The following is a 20034-nucleotide window of genomic DNA, read 5'->3' as shown; positions in this document are numbered from 1 at the left end:
ACATCATCTGCAAGGGAGATCGAATGCGCAAGTCCATCGCTCTGTCCACCACTCGCGGCCTCGTCGCGGCCGCCTCGGCATTGGCGTTACTGGGGGTGGCAGCCTGCGGCACCGACAGTGACGAGTCGGCCGCCGAGTCGATCGTCGTGACCGACGCAACCGGCACCACGGTCACTCTGGGGGGCCCGGCCGACCGAATCGCCTGTCTGACAATGATCTGCGTCGACGCTCTCAAGGAAGTGGGGATCACCCCCGTTGCCTACCGGGAGGATCTGGCCCTCGATGAGCGGTTCTTCGGACCCGACGCGGACATGCGAAAGATCACCGGCGGCTTCGGTGAGGAGAACGTAGAAGACATCGCCATGTCCGAGCCCGACCTGGTCATCGGGCTCGGTGGGGTACAAGACGGGCTGCGAGCAGCTGTCGAGGAGTCCGCGCCGTTGTATCTGGTCGATCCGTCCTCGTGGCAGGACTCGGTCGAGTTCTTGCGCACCGTAGGCCAATTGACGGGCAAGCAGGCAGAGGCTGACGCTGCGGCGCAATCGTTTGTCGAGCGCGTCGAAACCGCGCGCCAGAACCGCAGTGACCTCACCACGTTGTCGATGTACGGGGAGCCGGGCAGTCTCGGTGTCGACTCCGTCGAAACGCCGGTCGGCTCGCTTCTTGCCGAGGTCAGTGAGTACCCCTGGCCGGCGGGTACCGACGCCTTCGCAACCGTGTCGGTTGAGCAGATCGCCGGCGTCAACCCCGATGTCATCTTCGCGCAGGCATTTTCGTCCGGCGATGACGCGGAACCGCTGTCGGCGAGACTGGCGACGAATCCGATCTGGCCCTCGATCGCGGCAGCGCAGAACAACCGCGTGGTCGAGGTCGAGGCGAGCCTGTGGGCCACCGGCCGCGGGACCGTGTCGTTGGGCATTGTTCTCGATGAGGTGACGGACGAATTGGCAAAGTCCTGACGGATGGTGACCACGCTATTGAAAATGATTGTCAAATAGCCTAGCGTGAGTCCTGGTCGTTCGATAGGCGACCGATTCGGTTGCGATGCAGCCGAATTCACTACAAGCGAAGGAGATTCATGAACGACAATGAGTTCTTCCGTTCCATCCAGGCGCCGGTGAGCCTGGCGACCCATTCCGCGGGCCACAGCAATGCGCTCGTCGAGAACCCGTTCGACGACGCACAGGATTCCGAGGACTGATAGGTCCCCGCATCACCTGATGTGTCAAGAGCCCGCGTGCCATTCGAGTGACGTCCCGGGTGGCACGCGGGACCGGATGAGAAGCGAGACCCGTGCAGCTGTCCCCGAATACCGCCATATACCAAGCACATCAGGGCTTTGTCCTGCGCACCGCCGACGACGAGCACTTCGAACTCACTCTGGATGGTGACGAGGTGCACGAGCTCCTGTCGGTGCTGTCCGGCGATGCGTCACATGCCTCGGGCAGGGTCCGTGCCGCCCTGAGTGCGTTGGTCGACGCAGGTCACGTGGTCACCACGGTCGCGGGGCCGACCGTGGCAGTGCGTGGGCAGGGCAAGATCGCGGCTGCGACCTCGAAGAGGCTGGGAGCGCGCGTGTCCGGTGAAAGCGTGAGCGCTGGCGTCGTCTGTCACGTCAGCGACGATCCCGTTGATCCGGCCGAGATCGGCGCCGTGGACCTGGCCAGCTATCGCGACGGGATCATCCAGGTGATCACGCCGCAGGCGGTCGTTGTCGCGGACGTGGTCGGCCGGCGTCGTGCCTGCGCCATCCATCGTGACCGGATGCAGTCGCATCACCGACCGGTTGACGGCGGGCTGCGGCTGGAGTCGACCCTGCATCCGGTGTCTGATCGGGCAGCTGATGTGATCGCAGACCTCATCGTCACCGAGATCGACGAGCGACAGGGTCGGTCGATCACCGAGTCGCCGACGAGCCGTTCACAGCATCTGCTGACCACTGTCGACCTACGCACCCTGCGGATTGTCCGGCGACCTGTGTTGCCCATTCCCGCTGTGCCGCAATGACTTGTTCGCTGACCGATACCCAGGTCGACGGACTTCACACAAATGTCTTCCTGCCGGAGACCGCGCCGAGGTCCGTCCTCATCATCCGCACGCCCTACGATGCCGCAGCCCATCGGGCAGAAGCGCACGCGTGGGCCCGTCGGGGAATCGCAGTGGTCACCCAGGATGTCCGGGGACGTCACCGGTCCCGCGGCCGCTTCCGGCCGTTCGAGAACGAGGGGGCCGATGGGCTCGCGACCCTGCAGTGGGTTGCCAGCCGATCCTGGGCCGGCGCACCGGTGATCCTGTACGGCACGTCGTACTCCGCGCACTGCGCGGTGGAGACGGCGATCGCCGCAGCAGAGGCGGGGGTCGACGTCGGCGGGGTGTCGGTGGCCGTTCCCGCGCTCGGTCTCGGTGAGACGGCACGCAACATCGACGGTTGCTTCTATCTGCAGTCGCGGGTGGGCTGGTGGCTCGAACACGGAGAAGGACCCGAATCGCCCGGCGCCGCAATCCCTGACGACCTGCTCGACACGCTGCCGGTGGCCGACATCGGTCGCCGCGCCACACCGCCGATCTCGGCGTGGGAGAGAGTGATCCGAGCCGAGCGTCGAGATCGTGAACGCGGTGCCGAGGTTTCGCGGCTGCGCTGTCCGTTGCTTGCCGTCGGTGGCATGGCGGATTGGTTTGCGCAGGACACTGCCGACCTCTGGACGTCCTGGGGTGGCCCTGCGGCGCTGGTCATGGGCCCCTGGGACCACAGCCTGCGTGGTTCCGACCGAGCCCGCCGCATGGAGTCGTGGATTGATGACGTGTGTGCCGGCACCCCCACAACCGGCGCGCAGGTGCTCGGCCTACCTGGAGGAACGGTGGACCTGGCCCGGTGGCCGAGCACCGAGGAGTCCACTGTTCTGCCAGGCGGGCGATTTCCCGCCGACCCCACCGATCCCTTCCCTTCGATGGCTCACGGGGCAGACGTCAGCGAGGCGGCCGCGCGGCCGGATTGCCTTGTTCTCGACCTGCCTAGCCGCTCTGCCGCACTCATCGGAACACCCACTGTGCGAGTGCATTCGACTCACGGTGCCGGTCACTGGGGCGCTCTGCTCGCCACCCGGCGCCGCGACGGTCGACTCGAACAGACGGCGCACGGTATGTCCACGCACACGACGATCCACCTCACCCCGGTGGCTGCCCACCTCGACACAGGAGAATCGATGGTCCTCATCCTCTCGGCGCATTCCTTCCCTCGCCACGCGCGGGATCTCCAGTCGCGCAGCGACCACCTCGCCGGTACCGAAACGCGTGCAGTCCTACGCGAGGTGGAGTCCGTGACGTTGGACATGCCGGCATGAACCCGACTGCGGCAGAACCGAACACATCGACCGTCCTGTCGGCCGAGGACCTGATCGATCCGTACGCCGGCGTCATCCGGGCCCTGCACCCCGTGGATCGGCTCGACGCGATGCCCGAGCGGTATGTGGGACTGACCGCTGAGATCGCCGACACCAGAACGCATGGGAACTGGCCGAGTGACCTGGTCTCCCTCGGAACCACCTTCGCCGACGAGGCGGGTGCCCGTATCGCGGCGATCGGCGAGGCCGTCGAGCGGTACTGCGGCAACTACGTGCCGAAAGACCTGCTTCGGACGACATCTCGGGAGTTACGCAGCGCGGGCGTGCGCCATCTCGGGCCCGATGAACTGAATTTCTTCGCTGAGTGGCAACTCGAGACGCCGCGGTTCCCGTTCGAGCTCTTCACCCATGACACCGTGATCGCCTGGTGTGAGGGCCGCGGTGATGACGGAGAACCGACGCTGGTACCCGCGTCGTATGTCTATCTCAACTGGCGAACCGGTACCCGTAAGCGCGACCCGTGGCTGCACCATCTGAACTACGCGGGCATCGCCACCGGAGCGGGCCTGGACGATGCCGCCGCCCGAGGGTTGCTCGAACTCGTCGAACGGGACTCACTGTCGTTGTGGTGGCATCTGAACCTGCCCGCCCGCGGTATCGACATCGGTAGTGTGCCAGGCCTGGCCGACGACCTCGGTGACACCCGATTACGTTGTCACCTGCTCGAATTGCCCGCATACTTCGGTGTCCCGGTGGTCGCTGCGGTGATCCACGACCCGGAGCTGGGCATCGTGGCCGGGGGTTTCTCCGCCAAGCTCGACCCGGCCGAGACCGCCCGGAAGGCGGTACTCGAGGCCATTCACAGCTGGGTGTTCACGCGGGGCCTGCTCGAGCCCGACGGGTGGGTGTTCGGCTCGATGGAGGCCGGGGTGCTGTCCCGCGGGTTGTATCTGGACCATCGGGCGGATCGCAGTTACCTCGACGCCGCCGGTGTGCGGAGTGAGCATGTCCGCGACCTCGGGGCGGAGGCACAGGTGTGGCTGGATCCACTGACGCAGGAAGCGTTGCTGCCGCGCTTCACCGAACCGGCCACCACTGTGGGTATCGACGAACTGCCCACCGGCGACCTCTCGGATCTCGAGCACCGACTGCGAGCGGCCGGCCACCAGATCGTTGTCTGCGACATCACCACACCCGACATCGCACTGACGCCGCTGCGGGTGGCGCGGGTGTGCGCCGTCGGTCTGATCCCGAACGCCCCGGCGGGGTTCCCCTACTTCGGTCTGCCGCGGTGGCGGGAGGTGGCGCGCGCAGAGGCGACGGGCTGCGACCCGGACGACCCGAACTCGTTGCTGCTGGTGGCCCCTCCGAGCTTATGAACCCGTTTCGCACATTCGTGGTCGCGCGCGCGATCTGCTGGGCGGGCAACGCCGTCACGCTGGTGGCACTGCCGCTTCTCGTCTACCAGCAGAGCGGCTCGGCACTGCTGTCCGGTGTGACGTTTGCCGTCGAGTCGCTGCCCTATCTGCTGTTCGGGCTCTTCGCCGGGGCGGTGGCGGACCGATTCGACCGCAAGTCCATCCTGGTTGTCGCCCAGATGCTGAGTGCGGTTGCGCTGGCGTCGATTCCGCTGGCGAACGTTGCTGGGGACGTCCTCATCGTGCACGCCCTCACCGTTGCCTTCCTCGTGTCGACGGTGTTCGTGTTCTACGATGCGGCGTCGTTCGGGGTGGTGCCCGCTCTGGTCGGGCGGGACCGGATAGCCGACGCCACAGGAACATTGGTGTCCGTAGGTACCGTCATCGGGATTGCCGGACCGTTGCTGGGTGGTGTGGCGGCCACTGCGCTCAGCCCCGCCGCTGCGATCGCGATCGATGCGTGCTGCTATCTATTGGCGGCGGCACTCACCGCCACCATCGCGATTCCCCCGAACGCCGTCGAGGCCGTTCCGGGCCGGCGTATCTCGGACCAGATAGGTGAGGGGTTGCGATACATCTGGCAGCAGCCGGTGGTGCGCGCACTGACTCTGGTGGGAATCGGTGTGAGCCTCGCCAACGGGGTGGTGGTCGGACTGATGGTGGTGGTGGGTGTCCGGCGACTGGGCTTGGGCGACGGTGATGCCCGGCTGGGTGCGCTGTATGCGGCCACCGCGCTCGGGGCGTTCCTCATCAGCCTCGTCAGCGCAAAGATCCAGCGCGTCGTGGACACCGGGAAGATCACCCTCGCCGGGATCGCCGTGTCCGCCGGGGCGATGCTGCTGTGGGCTCAGACGCCCTGGTTTGTCGTCTCGCTGGTGATCCTGGTTGTGTACCAGGCGGCCAACACGATGATCATCGTCAACGGAATCGTTGTGCGGCAATCGATCACGCCCGACGAGTTGCAGTCGCGGGTGAACACGACGGCGCGGATGATCGCCATGGGCGGTACACCGTTCGGCGCTGCCACGGGTGGGGCGGTGGCGCAGGTCTGTGGTGTCGGTGTGGCGGTGTCCGCCGGCGCGGTGGCGCTGCTCTGTTCAGCCTTCGTGGGCTGGCGGATGGGGGTCGCCCGGCTGCCGCTGCTCGCCGACCTCACAGCGACTGCCCACGGCAAAGGCGAGTAGTGGGACCTGGCTGCGCTGCAACGAGAGCATCTCGCTGATCCGGTTGTCATAGAACCCGGAGATCGCACAGCAGGCGAGGTCGAGTGCGGTGGCGATGAGGTACAGGTGTGCTGCAGCCAGGCCGGCATCGACATGCACGGTCCGATAGTGGCGCTCAGAGTATTTCGCCATCGTCAGTTCGAGTTCGCCGACGAGAATGACGACAACCGGAGCGCGTCGGGCGAACTGCGGTTGCACGAGACCCTCTGCGAGTGCGCCGCGGACGTCGCCTGTCCTGCGCCGGAGCAACCGGTGGTGGCCGCGGTCGAACTGGTACACACCCACGGGGATCTCGTCGAACGCTTGCAGCACAATCACATAGGCGGTGGTCGACGGCAGGCCCCCTGCGCTGGGGTGGAAAGTCAAGGCGCGCTCTTCGCCGTCGCCGGTCCGAACGGTGCGCTGTGGACCGAGCGCCCACCGCAGCAACGCCGACAGGTCTGGCTGGCCGAGCGGGCCGTAGCTGTACCGCGAGCGTCGGTCGCGAAAGACGTGGTCGATGGGAGTCGATGGCGCGTCGGACGGTTCGCTCAGCGTGATCACCCCGTTGTCGTCAGACAGCCGGATCGGCGACACCGGCGGGCCTGACTCGGTGAGGACGTTGTGGACTGCGCGTGCGCGCTCGACTCTCGTACCCACCAGACCATCCATGACATGTATTCTAATGACAATCATTGTCGATACGCGCGGTGATGCTCGGGCTTTGACGTCCGAAGGGTGCGTGATCGGCACACCGATCACATATAGTCGGACATGCATGTGTGGGGCGACGGTCGCGCTCGCGGCGAACAGAGGAGAAGTAGATGGTGCTAGGGGCAGTGCTCGCGAAGGCGGCGTCGACGGTGGTGACCGGTGCGGTTGGTGTCGCGGCGTACAACGGGGCCAGGGAACTGGTGAAGCGCGCTCCGCTCCGGGAAGCAGCCGTCACCGCCACGGCGTGGTCGTTGCGAGGGGCACGTAAGGCCGAGGAGCAGGCCGAATCGGCACGTCTGGCGGCTGCGGACGTGATCGCAGAAGCGAAGGAGAAGATCGGCGAGCAGGTGACTCCGCCGGTCCACACTCCGGTGCACGACCACGACCACTGATGACCGCAGCTGTTGACACCGCGGACATCGGGTATCCGGCCGCGACACTGAGTCCTGTCTCCTTGGCCGATCACTCCGACCGGGTGGTGGTGCGTTCCGACGCCGCCGGCCGCATCCGTCTGACGGTGCCCTGGCTCGTGGGCAGTGCGGCGAGAGCCGTGGCCGTCGAGGATGCGATCGGTGCACTTGCCGGAGTTCGCGCGGTGCATGCCTACCCCCGCACCGGGAGTGTTGTGGTCTGGTACGCACCCGGTCGGGTCCCGCGCGCCGGCGTGTTCGAGGCGCTGGAGTCGGGGTCGCAGGTGCCGGCGACCGCCGCGGTGGAACGCACCCCTCATTCGGCGGAGGTGAACAACGGCGACATCCTGCGGATGACTGTCGGCGGCGCAGCACTGGTTCTCCTGGGTGTCCGGCGATATGGCTTCCGGCGACCGCCGATGTTGGGTCCCACCAGTCGTCTGGTGGCCGGCGGTGTCACCATCTTCACCGGGTATCCCTTCCTGAAAGGCGCGCTGCGATCTCTCAGCGGGCGCAAGGCCGCGGGCACCGACGCGTTGGTATCCGCTGCCACCGTCGCCAGCCTGTTGTTGCGTGAGAACGTTGTCGCGCTGACCGTGTTGTGGCTCCTGAACATCGGCGAGTACCTCCAAGACCTCACGCTCCGCCGTACCCGCAGGGCGATCTCGGCCCTGCTGGCCGGTAGCCAGGACACCGCCTGGGTTCGGATCTCCGACGGTACCGAGGTCTCGGTGGACATCGGCTCGCTGCAGATCGGCGACGAAGTGGTGGTCCACGAACAGGTTGCGATTCCTGTCGACGGCACCATCTGCGACGGCGAAGCGGTGATCGACCAGTCTGCCATCACCGGCGAGAATCTTCCGGTGAACCTGAGCGCAGGAGATCGGGTCTACGCCGGGTCGGTGGTGATGCGGGGGCGGGTCGTGGTTCGCGCCGCTGCGGTCGGCCACGAGACCGCCTTGGGCCGAATCATCGCGAGAGTTGAACAGGCTCAAGAGGATCGGGGCCAGATCCAGACCGTCGGCGAGAACTTCTCACGTAGGTTCGTGCCCGCCTCCTTCGCCCTGGCCGGCGTCACACTTCTTCTGACACGCGATGTCCGCAGGGCCATGACGATGTTGCTGGTCGCCTGTCCGTGTGCGGTCGGTCTGTCCACCCCGACCGCCATCAGCGCTGCGATCGGCAACGGCGCTCGGCGCGGGATGCTCATCAAGGGCGGATCCCACCTGGAAGAGGCAGGCCGGGTGGACGCCATCGTCTTCGACAAGACCGGCACGCTCACGGTCGGACGGCCTGTGGTCACCAATGTCGTTTCTTTCCAGGATGATTGGATGCCGGAGCAGGTTCTGGCGTTTGCGGCCAGCTCGGAGATCCACTCCAGGCACCCGCTTGCCGAGGCGCTGATCCGCAGTACCGAGGAACGCCACATCGAGATTCCCGCCCATGAGCAGTGCGAGGTGGTCGTGGGAATGGGCATGCGTACGTTCGCGGGAGATCGCACCCTGTTGCTCGGTAACCAGCCATTGCTGGAAACGGAGAACGTGGACTTATCTGACGACGCGCTCGCCTGGATCGACCGACTCCAGCGGCAAGCCGAGACACCTCTGCTTCTCGCCGTGGACGGGGTGCTGGTCGGTTTGGTCAGCCTGCGTGACGAGGTGCGGCCGGAAGCTGTCGAAGTGGTTGCGCGACTCCGCGACTCGGGAGTCCGGCGAATCGTGATGCTCACCGGTGACCATCCTCAGACTGCGGCCGCCGTCGCGAGTGAGCTGGGTATCGACGAATGGCGTGCCCAGGTACTGCCTGAGGACAAGATGACCGCTGTCCGTTCGTTGCAGGAGCAGGGTTACACCGTTGCGATGGTCGGGGACGGCACAAATGATGCGCCGGCGCTGGCGGCTGCCGACATCGGTATCGCGATGGGTATGGCGGGAACCGATGTCGCCGTCGAGACCGCGGACGTCGCGTTGTCCGGCGACGAACTGGGCCGCCTCCTCGACCTGCGTGACCTCGGCGGGCACGCGTTGGACGTGATCAGGCAGAACTACGCAATGTCCATCGCTGTCAACGCAATCGGGCTGATCGTGGGTGCCGGTGGCGCGTTGTCCCCGGTGCTGGCAGCGGTGCTGCACAACGCGTCCTCGGTGGCGGTTGTCGGCAACAGTTCGCGGCTGATCCGCTACCAGCTCGATCAGCCTGGCCCGGTGCGGAAACGCTGATCCGCGACGGCCCTTCACCTAATGATAATGATTGTCATTAGCTCGTCGAGCCGGTAGTGTCCTGAATGCGCCGAAAGCCGGTCGCGTATGAAGGCACGCAGCAGGACACTCTGCCGCGCTTGGACATTGGAGCATCGTGAAGGTTCGTGCATCACTCAAGTCGTTGAAGAACCAGCCCGGCTCGCAGGTCGTGCGCCGCCGCGGCAAGATCTATGTGATCAACAAGGGGAACCCGCGGTTCAAGGCCCGGCAGGGGTAGCCGACGTAGGGGGTTCAGTGGTCGCCAGGCCAGTCGACGTCGGCGGGCGACTTGTCGTCGCGCAGTCCTTTCCAGCTGGGATGTCGGAGTTTGCCGGTGAATTCGCGGTACTCGACATCTCCGACGTACTTCGGCGTCACCCAGTGAGCGTCTTTTGCGATGGCCCGAGGGGGAGTCTGAGCGAACGGCGGAGTCGATGTCTCGATCTCGGTGAGCATTTCGAGTAGTTCCCGGCGCATCGCAGAAGAGAATCCTGTACCCACGTGGCCGATGTAGACGAGTTCGCCGTCCGCGTTGTGAGCGCCCAGGAGCAGCGAGCCGATTCCACCCGAAGCGGCGCCAGACCCTGGAACCCACCCGCCGACAACCACTTCGGTGTTGCTGCGCAGCGGGGTCTTGATCCAGGCGGGTGACCTGCGGCCTGGTCTGTACACCGAATCGGTCTTCTTGGCCACCACGCCCTCCAGTCCGTTCTGCCGGGCGATGTCGAGCATCGTCTCGCCGTCGACCTCGGTCCAGATGGGTGGAACGCGAACCCGTTTCGATTCCAGCCCGAGGTCGTCAAGTAGTCGGCGCCGCGTGAGGTAGGGCAGGCGTGTTACATCGTCGCCGTCGAGCTCGAGGACGTCGAACACGTAGAAGGTCGTGGGCACGTCCTTGCGGAGCTGTGTGCTCGGTTTGAGTACGTGCATACGTTGCTGAAGGCGCGCGAACGAAGGCCGGCCTGTGTCATCCAACGCAACGATCTCGCCGTCGAGCACAACCGGGTGGCCGGCCAGGGCTTCGGGCAGTGCGTCGACGAGTTCGGGAAAACTGCCGGAGACGTTGTTGCCATTGCGGCTGACGAGGCTCACCGAGGCCGAGTCGACAACCGCGATTGCCCTCTGCCCGTCCCACTTCATCTCGTATGCCCAGCCGGAACCAGCGGGTGGTGTGCCGAGGGTGGCAAGCATCGGAAGCGGTGCGTCTGTCATACCGTTCGAGTCTGCCGTGAGGCGAGGGACGGCACCACCCACCCAGCGGAGTCGAGGTCTGGAAATGAACGCGTAGCGCTGCAGGTCATCAAGGGTTGACCCGGTCAGGGTTCGGTCGAGTAGCGTTCGGCGTATGGCTCTCGATCACGGTGACCCCGGCGACGCTCCCTCTGTGCCACCTCCGCTGGCGGACATCGCCGACACCACGCGGCCGTCCGCGGCAGAGGAAGCACGAACGCTCGTGGCGTCGACGAACATCGGCACACTCGCCAGCCTCACCGCAGACGGCGACCCGTGGGCGTCGTTCATCACCTACGGTCTGCTCGACGGGTCGCCGGTTCTATGTGTCTCGCACATGGCCGAACACGGACGCAATCTCGCGGGCAATCCCCGGGCCAGCATCGCGGTGGTGACGCCCAACGCCGAGGCAGACCCGTTGGCCAGCGCCCGCATCACGCTGGCCGGTCATGTGGAGAAGCCGAGCGAGGCCGAGTACGCGGCAGCCCGCCAGGCGCACCTGGACGGGGTGCCCGCTGCGAAGTACTACGTCGACTACAGCGATTTCTCCCTCTGGGTGTTGCGCGTCGAGCGCGTGCGGTGGGTAGGCGGGTACGGCCGTATGGACTCGGCATCCGCCGAGGCCTATGCCGCAGCGTCACCCGACCCGGTGATCCCCCACGCGGCCGGCGCGATCGACCACCTCAACAACGACCACCGCGACTCCCTGCTCGCCATGGCCCAGACACTCGGTGGTTTCCCCGACACCACCGAGGTGACCTGCACCGGCGCCGACCGCTACGGACTCGATCTACGCGTCACCACGCCGCGAGGCGTGGCCTACACCCGCGCGGGGTACGCATCGCCGATCAACTCGGTCGACGAATTACGTTCGGCCACGGTGGAACTCGCACGCCGCGCGCGTGCTGCTCACTAGTTGGCGAGCTGCGGATAAAGCGTCTCGATGCCGGCCGACAGGCCGGCCTTGACGTTCGCGCTGATCTCGTCGGCGATCACCTCGTAATCGCCGGCCGCGAGCCCGTCGTAGGCGAGCCGGACGATGTCGGCGGGATCGTTCTTCTCCGCGTCCACCGCGGCGGTCATCGGGGTGTCGGTGTAACCGAGGTGCAGCCCCATCACGTGCGTTCCCTGCGCCGCGAGTTCGATCCGGAACGAGTTGGTCGCCGACCAGAACGCGGCCTTGGACGCGCTGTAGTCCGCGGCGAGCCCGATCCAGCTCAGTACCGAGTGCACGTCGAGGAATGCTCCTCCGCCGTTCGCGGCCAGAACCGGCGCGAATGTTCGCACCACCTGGATGGCGCCGAAGAAGTTGACCTCAAAGGTCGCGCGGATGGTCTCGATCGATGTGGTGCTCAGGTTGTCGCCACCCAGGATTCCGGCGTTGTTGATCACGATCGTGGTGTCGCTCGCGAGTTCGGCGGCAGCTCGGATGGAGCGGTCGTCGGTGACGTCGAGTGTGATGGGGACGATGCGGTTGTCGGGCCAGTCACGCGGACTGCGGGCAGAGGCATAGACCTTCGCGGCTCCGCGGTCGAGTGCCTGCTCCACGAACTCGCGGCCCAGGCCGCCGTTGGCTCCGGTCACCAGGACCACTGCACCTTCGAAGTCGACGGACATGTTTGTACTCTTTTCTGCTGTCGGGATCTGGCTTTGGTAATCCAAAGCCAGGGGTGATGTGTTTTATTCCGCCGAAGCAGTGATGGACCCTCGTGTGAGAAAGGTTCAGTCCCCTCTTACCTTCGTGGACCACACTGGGATCGTGATCGTCAGTCCGTTGCGTCGCCTCGCGCGTCGAACCGCCGTGCGTCGTCGCGGCGCCGGGCGTGCGCCGCGACGTTCGTTGCGATGGCAGATAACCGTGCTGGCAGGGGCGGTTGTGGCGGTGGCCGCCGCGGTGATGGCCCTGGCCGCTTACCTGGTGGTCAGCGACGGGCTGAACGAACGTGTCGACGACAACCTGAAGTCGCGGGCTCTGTCGGTGACGACCTGGGTGAACCAGGGGATCGAGGTCGAGGACCAGGCATCACTGGAGATGGTCGCGCAGACGATCCGCTACGGCGACAGCGGCATCTACTTCGGACTCGTGCTGCAGAACGGGCTGACCGTTCGCACCGGTCCCATTCCGATCGGGCCCGGTCAACGCGATGTGATCGAGGGCAAGCGGGAATCGTCGCTGTCGAATGTCGACGGTCATCGCGTTCTTGCCCAGAGGCTCACCGATGGGGTCACGCTGGTCCTCTCCAAAGACCTGACCTCCACGCATGCAGTGCTGACCCGGCTCGCCTGGGTGTTCGGCATCATCGGCGGGTGCGGCGCCATCCTGGCCGGGGTGGCGGGCACAACGGTCGCACAGGCAGGCCTTCGGCCGGTCGACCGATTGATACGAGCATCTGAACGGGTCGCCCGAACCGATGATCTCCGCCCGATCCAGGTGGCCGGAAACGATGAGCTGGCCGGGCTCGCCTCCACGTTCAACACGATGCTGGCCGCGTTGTCGGATTCGCGTGATCGGCAGTCGCAGCTGATCGCCGACGCCGGCCACGAGCTCCGGACCCCGCTCACCTCGTTGCGGACAAACCTCGAGTTGCTGATCGCCGCGAGCAAGCCCGGTGCGTCGGCGATGTCCGAAGAAGACATGGCGGAACTGCGGTCGGATGTGATCGATCAGATCGAGGAGTTCTCTGCGCTGGTCGCCAACCTGGTGGACGTGGCACGGCCGCCGACGATGGGGCGTTCCTAGGGTGCTCGCGGCTACTTAGGGCGACCTAACATTCTCGACAGGGGAGTCGCTCGGGCGCCCGAAGGTAGGATAGCCTAATCATGTGTTGAACTCTGGGCGGTCCGATCGGCTCACGATCGACACCGGCTCGCGGCTCCCGGTGTTCTTCGTGCCGCCCGCAGAGCCGGTGCGCAGCAAGCAGATCCGGGTCGATGCCTACACCACACCGAAATCCTTGGTCATCCGCACCATCTTCGGAGCCGGAAAGTACACGCTGCCGGGCATGATCCTGATGGTCGGGCACTTCGTCGGGGAAGCGCTGGTACCGGTGGTCATGGGAATGGCGATCGACCGCGCGGTGTCCACCGGCGATGTCGGGTCGCTCATCGCCTGGGTTGTCGCACTGGCCGCTGTCTTCCTCCTGCTGTCGCACACCTGGCGGTTCGGTGAGCGTCTGACGATGTACGCGCACGGTCTGGTGGAGCACCAGTTCCGGATGCGGGTCACCGATCGTCTTCTCGACCCTCGGGGGATGGCCGGCCCGGCACGACTGCCGGGCGTCTCCCTCAACATCGCCACCTCCGACGTGATGCGACTGTCGAGCGCCGTGTTCATCGCCGTCTTCCCCGTCGGGGAACTCGCCGCGGTCATCGTGGCGGGCGCCGTCCTGCTGTTCATCTCGTGGCCGCTCGGGCTGGCGATCCTTCTCGGGGCGCCGACGCTCCTGTGGATTCTCGACCTGGCGGGTGGACCACTGCGGGCGCGGACCGAGCACGAACAAGAACTCGCCGGCGACGCAGCGGGCACGGCCGCAGATCTGGTCGCCGGATTGCGGATCGTCAAGGGACTGGGTGCCGAACCCGAGGCCGGCCGGCGATACCGGATGGCCAGCAGTCGGGCGCGCGTCGGTGCAATCCGCGCTGCCGGATCGCAGGGCACCTACATCGGCGTGATGCAGATGGTCTCCGCGTTGTTTGTTGTGGGAGTGGGAATCGCGGCGGGTCTGATGGCAGTCGAAGGGCAGATCAGCTTCGGCGAATTGATCACGGTCGTCGGACTCACCCAATTCGTGATGGGGCCACTGAACGCACTGGGTACCAACTTCGGCGCTCTCTGGAACAGTGCGGTTCCCTGTGCCAAACGTGTGCTGTCGGTGTTGCAGGCCGAATCGGCGATCGAGTCCGGGTCCGTCCGGAACGCCGAAGGTCCGTTGTCCTTCGACGACATGACGGCCGGGCCGGTCGCCGGATTGACCCTCGAACTGCCCCCGGCGGGATTGGTCGCGATTGTCTGCGCCCCCGAGGAAACCGAAGCGCTCGTCGCCGTTCTCGCGCGCAAGAAGGCACCCGAGTCCGGCGTCGTGAGGCTCGGTGATGTGGACCTGTTCGACCTCGGCCACGACGTCGTACATCAGCTGGTGCGAGCAGTGCCGCACTCTGCGGATCTCTTCGAGGGTTCGGTGCTCGACAACATCGAGGCCGGTGTGGACGACGATGCCGCTGACCGTGATTCCCGCGTCACCCGCGCGATCTTCGCGGCCGCCTGCGACGACGTCGTCGAGGTGTTGCCCGCGGGCCTCGACACACCGGTGGGCGAGGCCGGCCGCATGCTCTCGGGCGGGCAGCGCCAACGTGTTGGTCTTGCCCGCGCGCTGGCTGCAGAGTCGAAGGTACTGATCCTCAACGACCCCACCACAGCAGTGGATTCGGTCACCGAGGCCACCGTCGCGCGGCGGCTCCACCTCACCCGTGAGGGTCTGAGCACGGTGGTGTTCACCAACTCACCGGCGTTCCTCGAAGCGGCCGAACACGTGGTGATCATCTCCGGCGGGTCACTGGTCTACCAGGGCGATCTGGCCGGCGCGGGCCTGCTGCCCGCCGGATCGACCGGGGCCGGCCGATGAGCGCCAAGACCGGGGATGCCACACCAGAGGTCTCGACGGAGAAACTCGCGATTGCGAACTTTCGCACCACGATGGGCTACCTGGGCGTCGAGGTGCGTAAACAGATCTGGCCCCTCGTGCTGCTCGCCGGAATCATGACGGCTGCAGCAGCACTGGGGCTCGTCACGCCGAGAGCCCTCGGGGAGATCGTCGACATCGCCGACGAAGGTGGCGCCACCGGCGAGATATGGCGCCTGGCCGGGGTCATGGCCGCTTCGGCGGTGGGTGCCGCGGTGCTCGCCGGACTCGGAGTCCGATTGTCCGCGAAGATCTTCGAGACGATTCTGGCGCATCTGCGAGAGACCATGCTGGCCGCCTCGCTGCGGCTGCCGCTTGCGCGCGTGGAGGCCGCCGGCAGTGGTGACCTGGTGTCGAGGGCCACCGACGATGTCAGCACCGTGAGCCAGGCCATCGGATCGGTGGTACCCGCCCTTCTCGCAGCCACTTTCACCATCGCCGTGACGTTTGTCGGCTTGGCGCTGCTGGATTGGCGTTTCCTGTTGGTTCTCGTGGTGGTCATGCCGGTCTATGTGAACGGTGTGCGGATGTTCCTGAAGAAGGCACCCGCGATGTTTGCCGCGGAACGGGCTGCCACCGCCGAGCGGGCCCATCACGTACTCGGCTCGATCCGCGGGTTGGACACCGTGCACGCATTCGAGTTGTCGCAGTCGCTGAACGGCCGGATCGAGCGTCATTCCTGGTCGGTGGTCCGCTGGTTCATGCGTGCGATCGTGCTGCAGAACCGACTCGGCGCCCGCATCAACCTGGGCGAGTTCGTCGGCATGACAACCATTTTGATCATCGGGTTCGTGCTGGTCGGGTCGGACTCGCTCACCGTCGGCGCAGTGACCGCAGCCATGCTCTATTTCCTGTTGTTGTTCGACCCGATCGGACGGGTCATGTTGCTGGTGAACGACCTGCAGTCCGGCGCAGCCGCTCTCGGTCGCATCGTGGGCGTGATCGAGGAGGCGGACCGCGCGGCGACCACCACGACGGCCGTCGACACCAAGCCGGCCCGGCCTGCGCCGGGGGCGCCACTGGTCGAGATCCGCAACGTCAGCTATTCGTATTCGCCGGAGCACGAGGTGCTGCACGACATCTCGCTGTCGATCGCGGCGGGAGAACACATCGCCGTGGTGGGATCATCGGGCGCCGGGAAGACAACACTGGCCACCATCGTCGCCGGTATCCACATGCCGTCCGAGGGACGTGTGCTGTTGGGTGGCAGGGACATCACGTCCATCGACCGCACCGAACTGGCGCGTTCGACAGCGCTGGTCACCCAGGAGGTGCACGTCTTCAGCGGAACGCTGGCCTCGGACCTTCGAATCGCCGCGCCGGAGGCCGACGATGATCAGCTCTGGGCCGCGCTGGATCTCGTCGATGCAGGTCCGTGGGTACGTGCGCTGCCCGATGGCATCGAGACGGTTGTCGGCGAGCAAGGGCACCACCTCACACCGATGCAGTCGCAACAACTCGCCCTGGCCCGGATCGTTCTGCTCGACCCCGAGATGGCGATACTCGACGAGGCGACCGCCGACGCCGGCAGCGCAGGTGCGGGTGTCCTCGAGGCCTCGGCGGAAGCGGCCCTGCGTGGACGCTCGGCACTCATTGTGGCGCATCGCCTGAGCCAGGCGGCTCGCGCCGACCGCATCGTCTTCATGGAACGCGGACGGATCGTCGAAGTGGGTACACACGCCGAACTCGTCTCGCTCGGAGGCCGTTACGGCAACCTCTGGAGGGCTTGGTCTCGGGGCCGCGCGCAGAGCTGAGCTCGGCCCGCCTCACACTTCGCACGCTTCCATAACTCGCCAGATAAGTATAGGCTTAGTTGTAAGCGCGGCGGTACGATGTGTCGCCCCATCGTCGGAGTCGATTGCGACTTCTCGCGCCTGACATGGCGGCAATGCCGTTGTCCCGGTGGCGTTTCGCCCCGACATCGCGAGTGAGGAGCTGCAGTTGAGTCAGCAAGATGTGTCCACGAGTTTGTCGGAGGAGCAGATCGTTGCCGACATCGCGGGAGCTCTCGGCATGGCTCCCGCCGAGGTCACGCACGACCTGGATCTCCTTGACGCCGGCCTTGATTCGATTCGGCTGATGTCGTTGGTGGAGAAGTGGCGCAGCGCGGGCTCGGCCCACGTCGACTTTCCCGTGCTCGCCTCCGATCCGGTGGTCGGCACGTGGATCGAGGTCCTGCTGTCGGATCTCGTGCCGGCGGAAGCCGAGACGAGTGCTGACGACGCCGGCCAGGGCGGTGTCTCATGAAGATGTGCATGGCAACGGTGTCTCTCGGTGGCGGCCTGGAGGAGAAGATCGATGCGATTGCCGCCGCCGGGTTCGACGGTATCGAGCTGCTGGATGCCGACCTTCGAGAGTCGACGATGTCCCCGGGCGAATGTGCTCGCCGCTGTGCGGACCTCGGATTGACCATCGACCTGTATCAGCCGTTCCGGCGAGCCGAAGGCGTGTCGCACGACGAATTCGGTGCTGTGCAAGCTCGTTTTCGACGCGAGCTGGAGGTGATGCGGGAGATCGGTGCCGACTCCATACTCGTGGTCTCCAACACCGATGATGACGCCGACAGCAGTCGTGACCTGTCGGTGGCGCAGCTGTCGGCGCTGGGCGACGTGGCCGCCGAGCACGGCGTGACGGTGATGTTCGAAGCTCTGGCGTGGGGTACCCACATCAGCCGGGTCGCAGATGCGTGGGAAGTGCTGCAGCGCGCCGACCATCCGAACCTGACCCTGGTGGTCGACACGTTTCACCTGATCGCTCGGGGCGAGGACATCACCATCTTGTCCGAACTCCCAGCCGGCTCGGTGGGATTTCTCCAACTGGCCGATGCGCCTCTGCTTTCCATGGACCTCATGCATTGGAGCCGTGGACATCGCTGTTTTCCCGGCGAGGGGCAGATGGATCTCCTCGCCCCGATCGGCACCGTCCTGTCATCGGGGTATGACGGGCCTGTCTCGCTCGAGATCTTCAATCCTGGCTATCGCGAACGCGATACGCACGAGCTGGCCAGGGCCGGCGCGAAGGCGCTCGGCGAGTTCATCGATGAGCTGGGGACAAAGGCGAACACCCCGTCCTCCACGTGGACAGACGCTGGCGTGCAACGCCTTTCGGCGCAGGTGGGTTCGCTGTGAGCGGGCTGCGACCGTTGGAACTAGACGGGGTTGTCCCATATCCTGCCGACTTTGCCGCCCGGTACCGCGACGAGGGTTACTGGACCGACCAGACGCTGTCCGAGATGTTGTTCGAGACGATCGAACGGTCGCCCGATCAGATCGCGATCATCGCCGGAGACACCCGGATGACCTATCGCGCGCTCGGGGAGCGGACGCTGGCGTTCGCGGCGGGTTTCGAAGCTCTCGGTGTCGGTCGTGGCGACCGTGTGGTGGTGCACCTGCCGAACGTGCCCGACTACCTGCCGATCCTGTTCTCGCTGTTCGAGCTGGGGGCGGTTCCCGTCCTTGCGCTTGCCGCGCTGCGCAGGCATGAGATCGAGTACTTCGTGGGGTTCACCGAGGCGGTCGCCTATGTCACCGTCGACTCCCACGCCGGCAACGATTTCGGGTCACTGGCGAGGGAGCTGAGACAGTCGTCGGCGGGCCGGCTCCACACCGTTGTCTTGTCAGAGGATGGCGCGGGTGACGATGCGGATCAATTGCTCTCACGCGGCCTGTCGACACACCGACGCAGATCCCTGCCGTCGGACGTCGCCTTCTTGCAGTTGTCGGGCGGTACCACCGGTCAGCCCAAGGTGATTCCCCATACCCACGAGGACTACCTGGCTTCCGTCCGGGCCAGTGCAGACATCGGCGGGATCACCGATGGCACCGTCCAACTGGTGGTCCTGCCGATGTGCCACAGCTTTGCGATGCGTTCGCCGGGGTTTCTCGGAGTGCTCTACAAGGGCGGCACCGTGGTGCCCGCCCCGAACGGAAGTCCCGACGTCACGTTCCCTCTGATCGAGCAACACGGGGTGACCGACGTGTCGGTGGTCCCACCGCTCGCGCTCGTGTGGCTCAATTCGTCGCTCAAACACCGGTATGACCTGCGCACTCTGAAGGTCCTACGGGTGGGTGGGGCCAAGTTCAGTGCGGAGGCCGCACGCCGGGTGCGTTCGGAGCTCGGTGCGACCGTGCAGCAGAGCTTCGGGATGGCCGAAGGGCTCACCACATTCACCGGGCTCGATGAGGACGAAGAGACGATCACCACCCGGCAAGGCCGCCCGACGCTGGAGGCCGATGAGGTGCTGGTGGTGGACGATGAGGGACATGAGGTGCCCCTGGGCACCTCCGGCCATCTGCTGACGCGCGGACCGTCGACCATCCGCGGTTACTACCGCGCGCCCGAGCACAACGCCGCCAACTTCACCGCCGACGGGTTCTATCGAACGGGCGACATAGTCCGCGCGGACGAGCGCGGCTACCTCACGGTGGTGGGGCGGTCCAAGGACCAGATCAACCGGGGCGGAGAGAAGATCGCACCCGAGGAGGTCGAAAACGTCCTCCTGACATCGGAATCTGTTCACGATGTGTCGGTGGTCGGAGTGCCCGACGAGCTGCTGGGGGAGCGCACCAAAGCGTTTGTCATCCCCCGGGAGGGAAGTGACAGGTCGACGCTGTCGCTCCCGGCCATCAGGAGATTCCTCACCGACAAAGGTCTTGCCGCGTACAAGATCCCGGACGTCGTGGAACTGGTCGACGAGTTCGAACGAACCGCGGTGGGCAAGGTCAGCAAACGCCACCAACGCGCACGCTGACTTCACCTTCTACTTAAGTTAGCCTATACTTACCGAAGTGAGATGTGAGG

General features: G+C 65.8%; 19 protein-coding genes. 16 read left to right on the top strand and 3 right to left on the bottom strand.

The features are described 5' to 3' along the window. Positions 1-23 precede the first annotated feature (23 nt). From MVA47_RS25615 to MVA47_RS25590, 6 genes are all read left to right on the top strand, one after another. The gene (locus MVA47_RS25615) at positions 24-959 is read left to right on the top strand and encodes an ABC transporter substrate-binding protein (RefSeq protein ID WP_247210390.1); all 936 of its coding nucleotides are present in this window, start codon (positions 24-26) and stop codon (positions 957-959) included. 119 nt (positions 960-1078) lie between these two features. Next, positions 1079-1201, top strand: a complete 123-nt coding sequence (gene amiA, locus MVA47_RS25610) for a streptamidine family RiPP (protein ID WP_023960198.1) — start codon at positions 1079-1081, stop codon at positions 1199-1201. Between the two features lie 92 nt (positions 1202-1293). Beyond that, positions 1294-2007, top strand: a complete 714-nt coding sequence (locus tag MVA47_RS25605) for a hypothetical protein (RefSeq protein ID WP_247210389.1) — start codon at positions 1294-1296, stop codon at positions 2005-2007. Continuing rightward, the gene (locus tag MVA47_RS25600) at positions 2004-3341 is read left to right on the top strand and encodes a CocE/NonD family hydrolase (protein ID WP_247210388.1); all 1338 of its coding nucleotides are present in this window, start codon (positions 2004-2006) and stop codon (positions 3339-3341) included. Before MVA47_RS25605 ends, MVA47_RS25600 begins: the two co-directional genes overlap by 4 nt. Beyond that, positions 3338-4720, top strand: a complete 1383-nt coding sequence (locus MVA47_RS25595; protein WP_247210387.1) for a YcaO-like family protein — start codon at positions 3338-3340, stop codon at positions 4718-4720. The genes MVA47_RS25600 and MVA47_RS25595 overlap by 4 nt, the downstream gene beginning before the upstream one ends. Continuing rightward, entirely contained in the window at positions 4717-5943 is a 1227-nt protein-coding gene (locus MVA47_RS25590) for an MFS transporter (protein WP_247210386.1), read from the top strand. Before MVA47_RS25595 ends, MVA47_RS25590 begins: the two co-directional genes overlap by 4 nt. On the opposite strand, the gene MVA47_RS25585 is transcribed toward MVA47_RS25590, so the two are convergent. After that, a complete protein-coding gene (locus tag MVA47_RS25585) occupies positions 5857-6633 on the bottom strand; it encodes a SagB family peptide dehydrogenase (protein WP_247210385.1) in 777 nt (258 codons plus the stop codon). The two genes, MVA47_RS25590 and MVA47_RS25585, sit on opposite strands and share 87 nt — an antisense overlap. A gap of 152 nt (positions 6634-6785) precedes the next feature. On the opposite strand from MVA47_RS25585, the gene MVA47_RS25580 reads away from it, so the two are divergent. The 3 genes from MVA47_RS25580 to ykgO all read left to right on the top strand — a co-directional run bounded on the left by MVA47_RS25580 (position 6786) and on the right by ykgO (position 9563). Further along, positions 6786-7067, top strand: coding sequence for a DUF1490 family protein (locus tag MVA47_RS25580; RefSeq protein ID WP_247210384.1), 282 nt, complete (start codon positions 6786-6788; stop codon positions 7065-7067). Beyond that, positions 7067-9304, top strand: coding sequence for a cation-translocating P-type ATPase (locus MVA47_RS25575; RefSeq protein ID WP_247210383.1), 2238 nt, complete (start codon positions 7067-7069; stop codon positions 9302-9304). The genes MVA47_RS25580 and MVA47_RS25575 overlap by 1 nt, the downstream gene beginning before the upstream one ends. A gap of 136 nt (positions 9305-9440) precedes the next feature. After that, positions 9441-9563, top strand: coding sequence for a type B 50S ribosomal protein L36 (gene ykgO / locus MVA47_RS25570; RefSeq protein ID WP_023960188.1), 123 nt, complete (start codon positions 9441-9443; stop codon positions 9561-9563). Positions 9564-9577: 14 nt separating this feature from the next. Here ykgO and ligD read toward each other — a convergent pair whose 3' ends face one another. Next, the gene (gene ligD / locus MVA47_RS25565) at positions 9578-10537 is read right to left on the bottom strand and encodes a non-homologous end-joining DNA ligase (RefSeq protein ID WP_247210382.1); all 960 of its coding nucleotides are present in this window, start codon (positions 10535-10537) and stop codon (positions 9578-9580) included. A 133-nt stretch (positions 10538-10670) separates the two neighbouring features. Between ligD and MVA47_RS25560 the strand changes: the two genes are divergently transcribed. After that, on the top strand, positions 10671-11471 hold the full coding sequence (locus tag MVA47_RS25560; RefSeq protein WP_247210381.1) for a HugZ family protein: 801 nt from the start codon (positions 10671-10673) through the stop codon (positions 11469-11471). Here MVA47_RS25560 and MVA47_RS25555 read toward each other — a convergent pair. Beyond that, complete coding sequence (locus tag MVA47_RS25555; protein WP_247210380.1) at positions 11468-12172, bottom strand: SDR family oxidoreductase; 705 nt, start codon at positions 12170-12172, stop codon at positions 11468-11470. The genes MVA47_RS25560 and MVA47_RS25555 overlap by 4 nt on opposite strands. A gap of 142 nt (positions 12173-12314) precedes the next feature. Between MVA47_RS25555 and MVA47_RS25550 the strand changes: the two genes are divergently transcribed. From MVA47_RS25550 to MVA47_RS25525, 6 genes are all read left to right on the top strand, one after another. Next, positions 12315-13295 carry a histidine kinase dimerization/phospho-acceptor domain-containing protein gene (locus MVA47_RS25550; protein ID WP_247210379.1) on the top strand — a complete coding sequence of 327 codons (981 nt, stop codon included), beginning with the start codon at positions 12315-12317 and terminating at the stop codon, positions 13293-13295. 82 nt (positions 13296-13377) lie between these two features. Continuing rightward, positions 13378-15177 (top strand): ABC transporter ATP-binding protein, encoded by a 1800-nt coding sequence (locus tag MVA47_RS25545; protein ID WP_247210378.1) that lies wholly within the window; start codon positions 13378-13380, stop codon positions 15175-15177. Beyond that, positions 15174-16988, top strand: coding sequence for an ABC transporter ATP-binding protein (locus MVA47_RS25540; RefSeq protein WP_247210377.1), 1815 nt, complete (start codon positions 15174-15176; stop codon positions 16986-16988). Before MVA47_RS25545 ends, MVA47_RS25540 begins: the two co-directional genes overlap by 4 nt. Positions 16989-17175: 187 nt before the next feature. Further along, positions 17176-17481 carry a phosphopantetheine-binding protein gene (locus MVA47_RS25535; protein ID WP_247210376.1) on the top strand — a complete coding sequence of 102 codons (306 nt, stop codon included), beginning with the start codon at positions 17176-17178 and terminating at the stop codon, positions 17479-17481. 8 nt (positions 17482-17489) lie between these two features. Then, a complete protein-coding gene (locus MVA47_RS25530) occupies positions 17490-18362 on the top strand; it encodes a sugar phosphate isomerase/epimerase (protein WP_247210375.1) in 873 nt (290 codons plus the stop codon). Continuing rightward, positions 18359-19984: a (2,3-dihydroxybenzoyl)adenylate synthase gene (locus MVA47_RS25525; protein ID WP_247210374.1), complete on the top strand. Its 1626-nt coding sequence runs from the start codon at positions 18359-18361 to the stop codon at positions 19982-19984. Before MVA47_RS25530 ends, MVA47_RS25525 begins: the two co-directional genes overlap by 4 nt. The last annotated feature ends 50 nt before the right edge of the window (positions 19985-20034 follow it).

Origin of the sequence: Williamsia sp. DF01-3, from assembly GCF_023051145.1 — a bacterium.
In the GTDB taxonomy this organism is placed as follows: domain Bacteria; phylum Actinomycetota; class Actinomycetes; order Mycobacteriales; family Mycobacteriaceae; genus Williamsia.
Note: the sequence above shows the minus strand (reverse complement) of the source record. Positions and strands in the feature narration are given on the sequence as shown.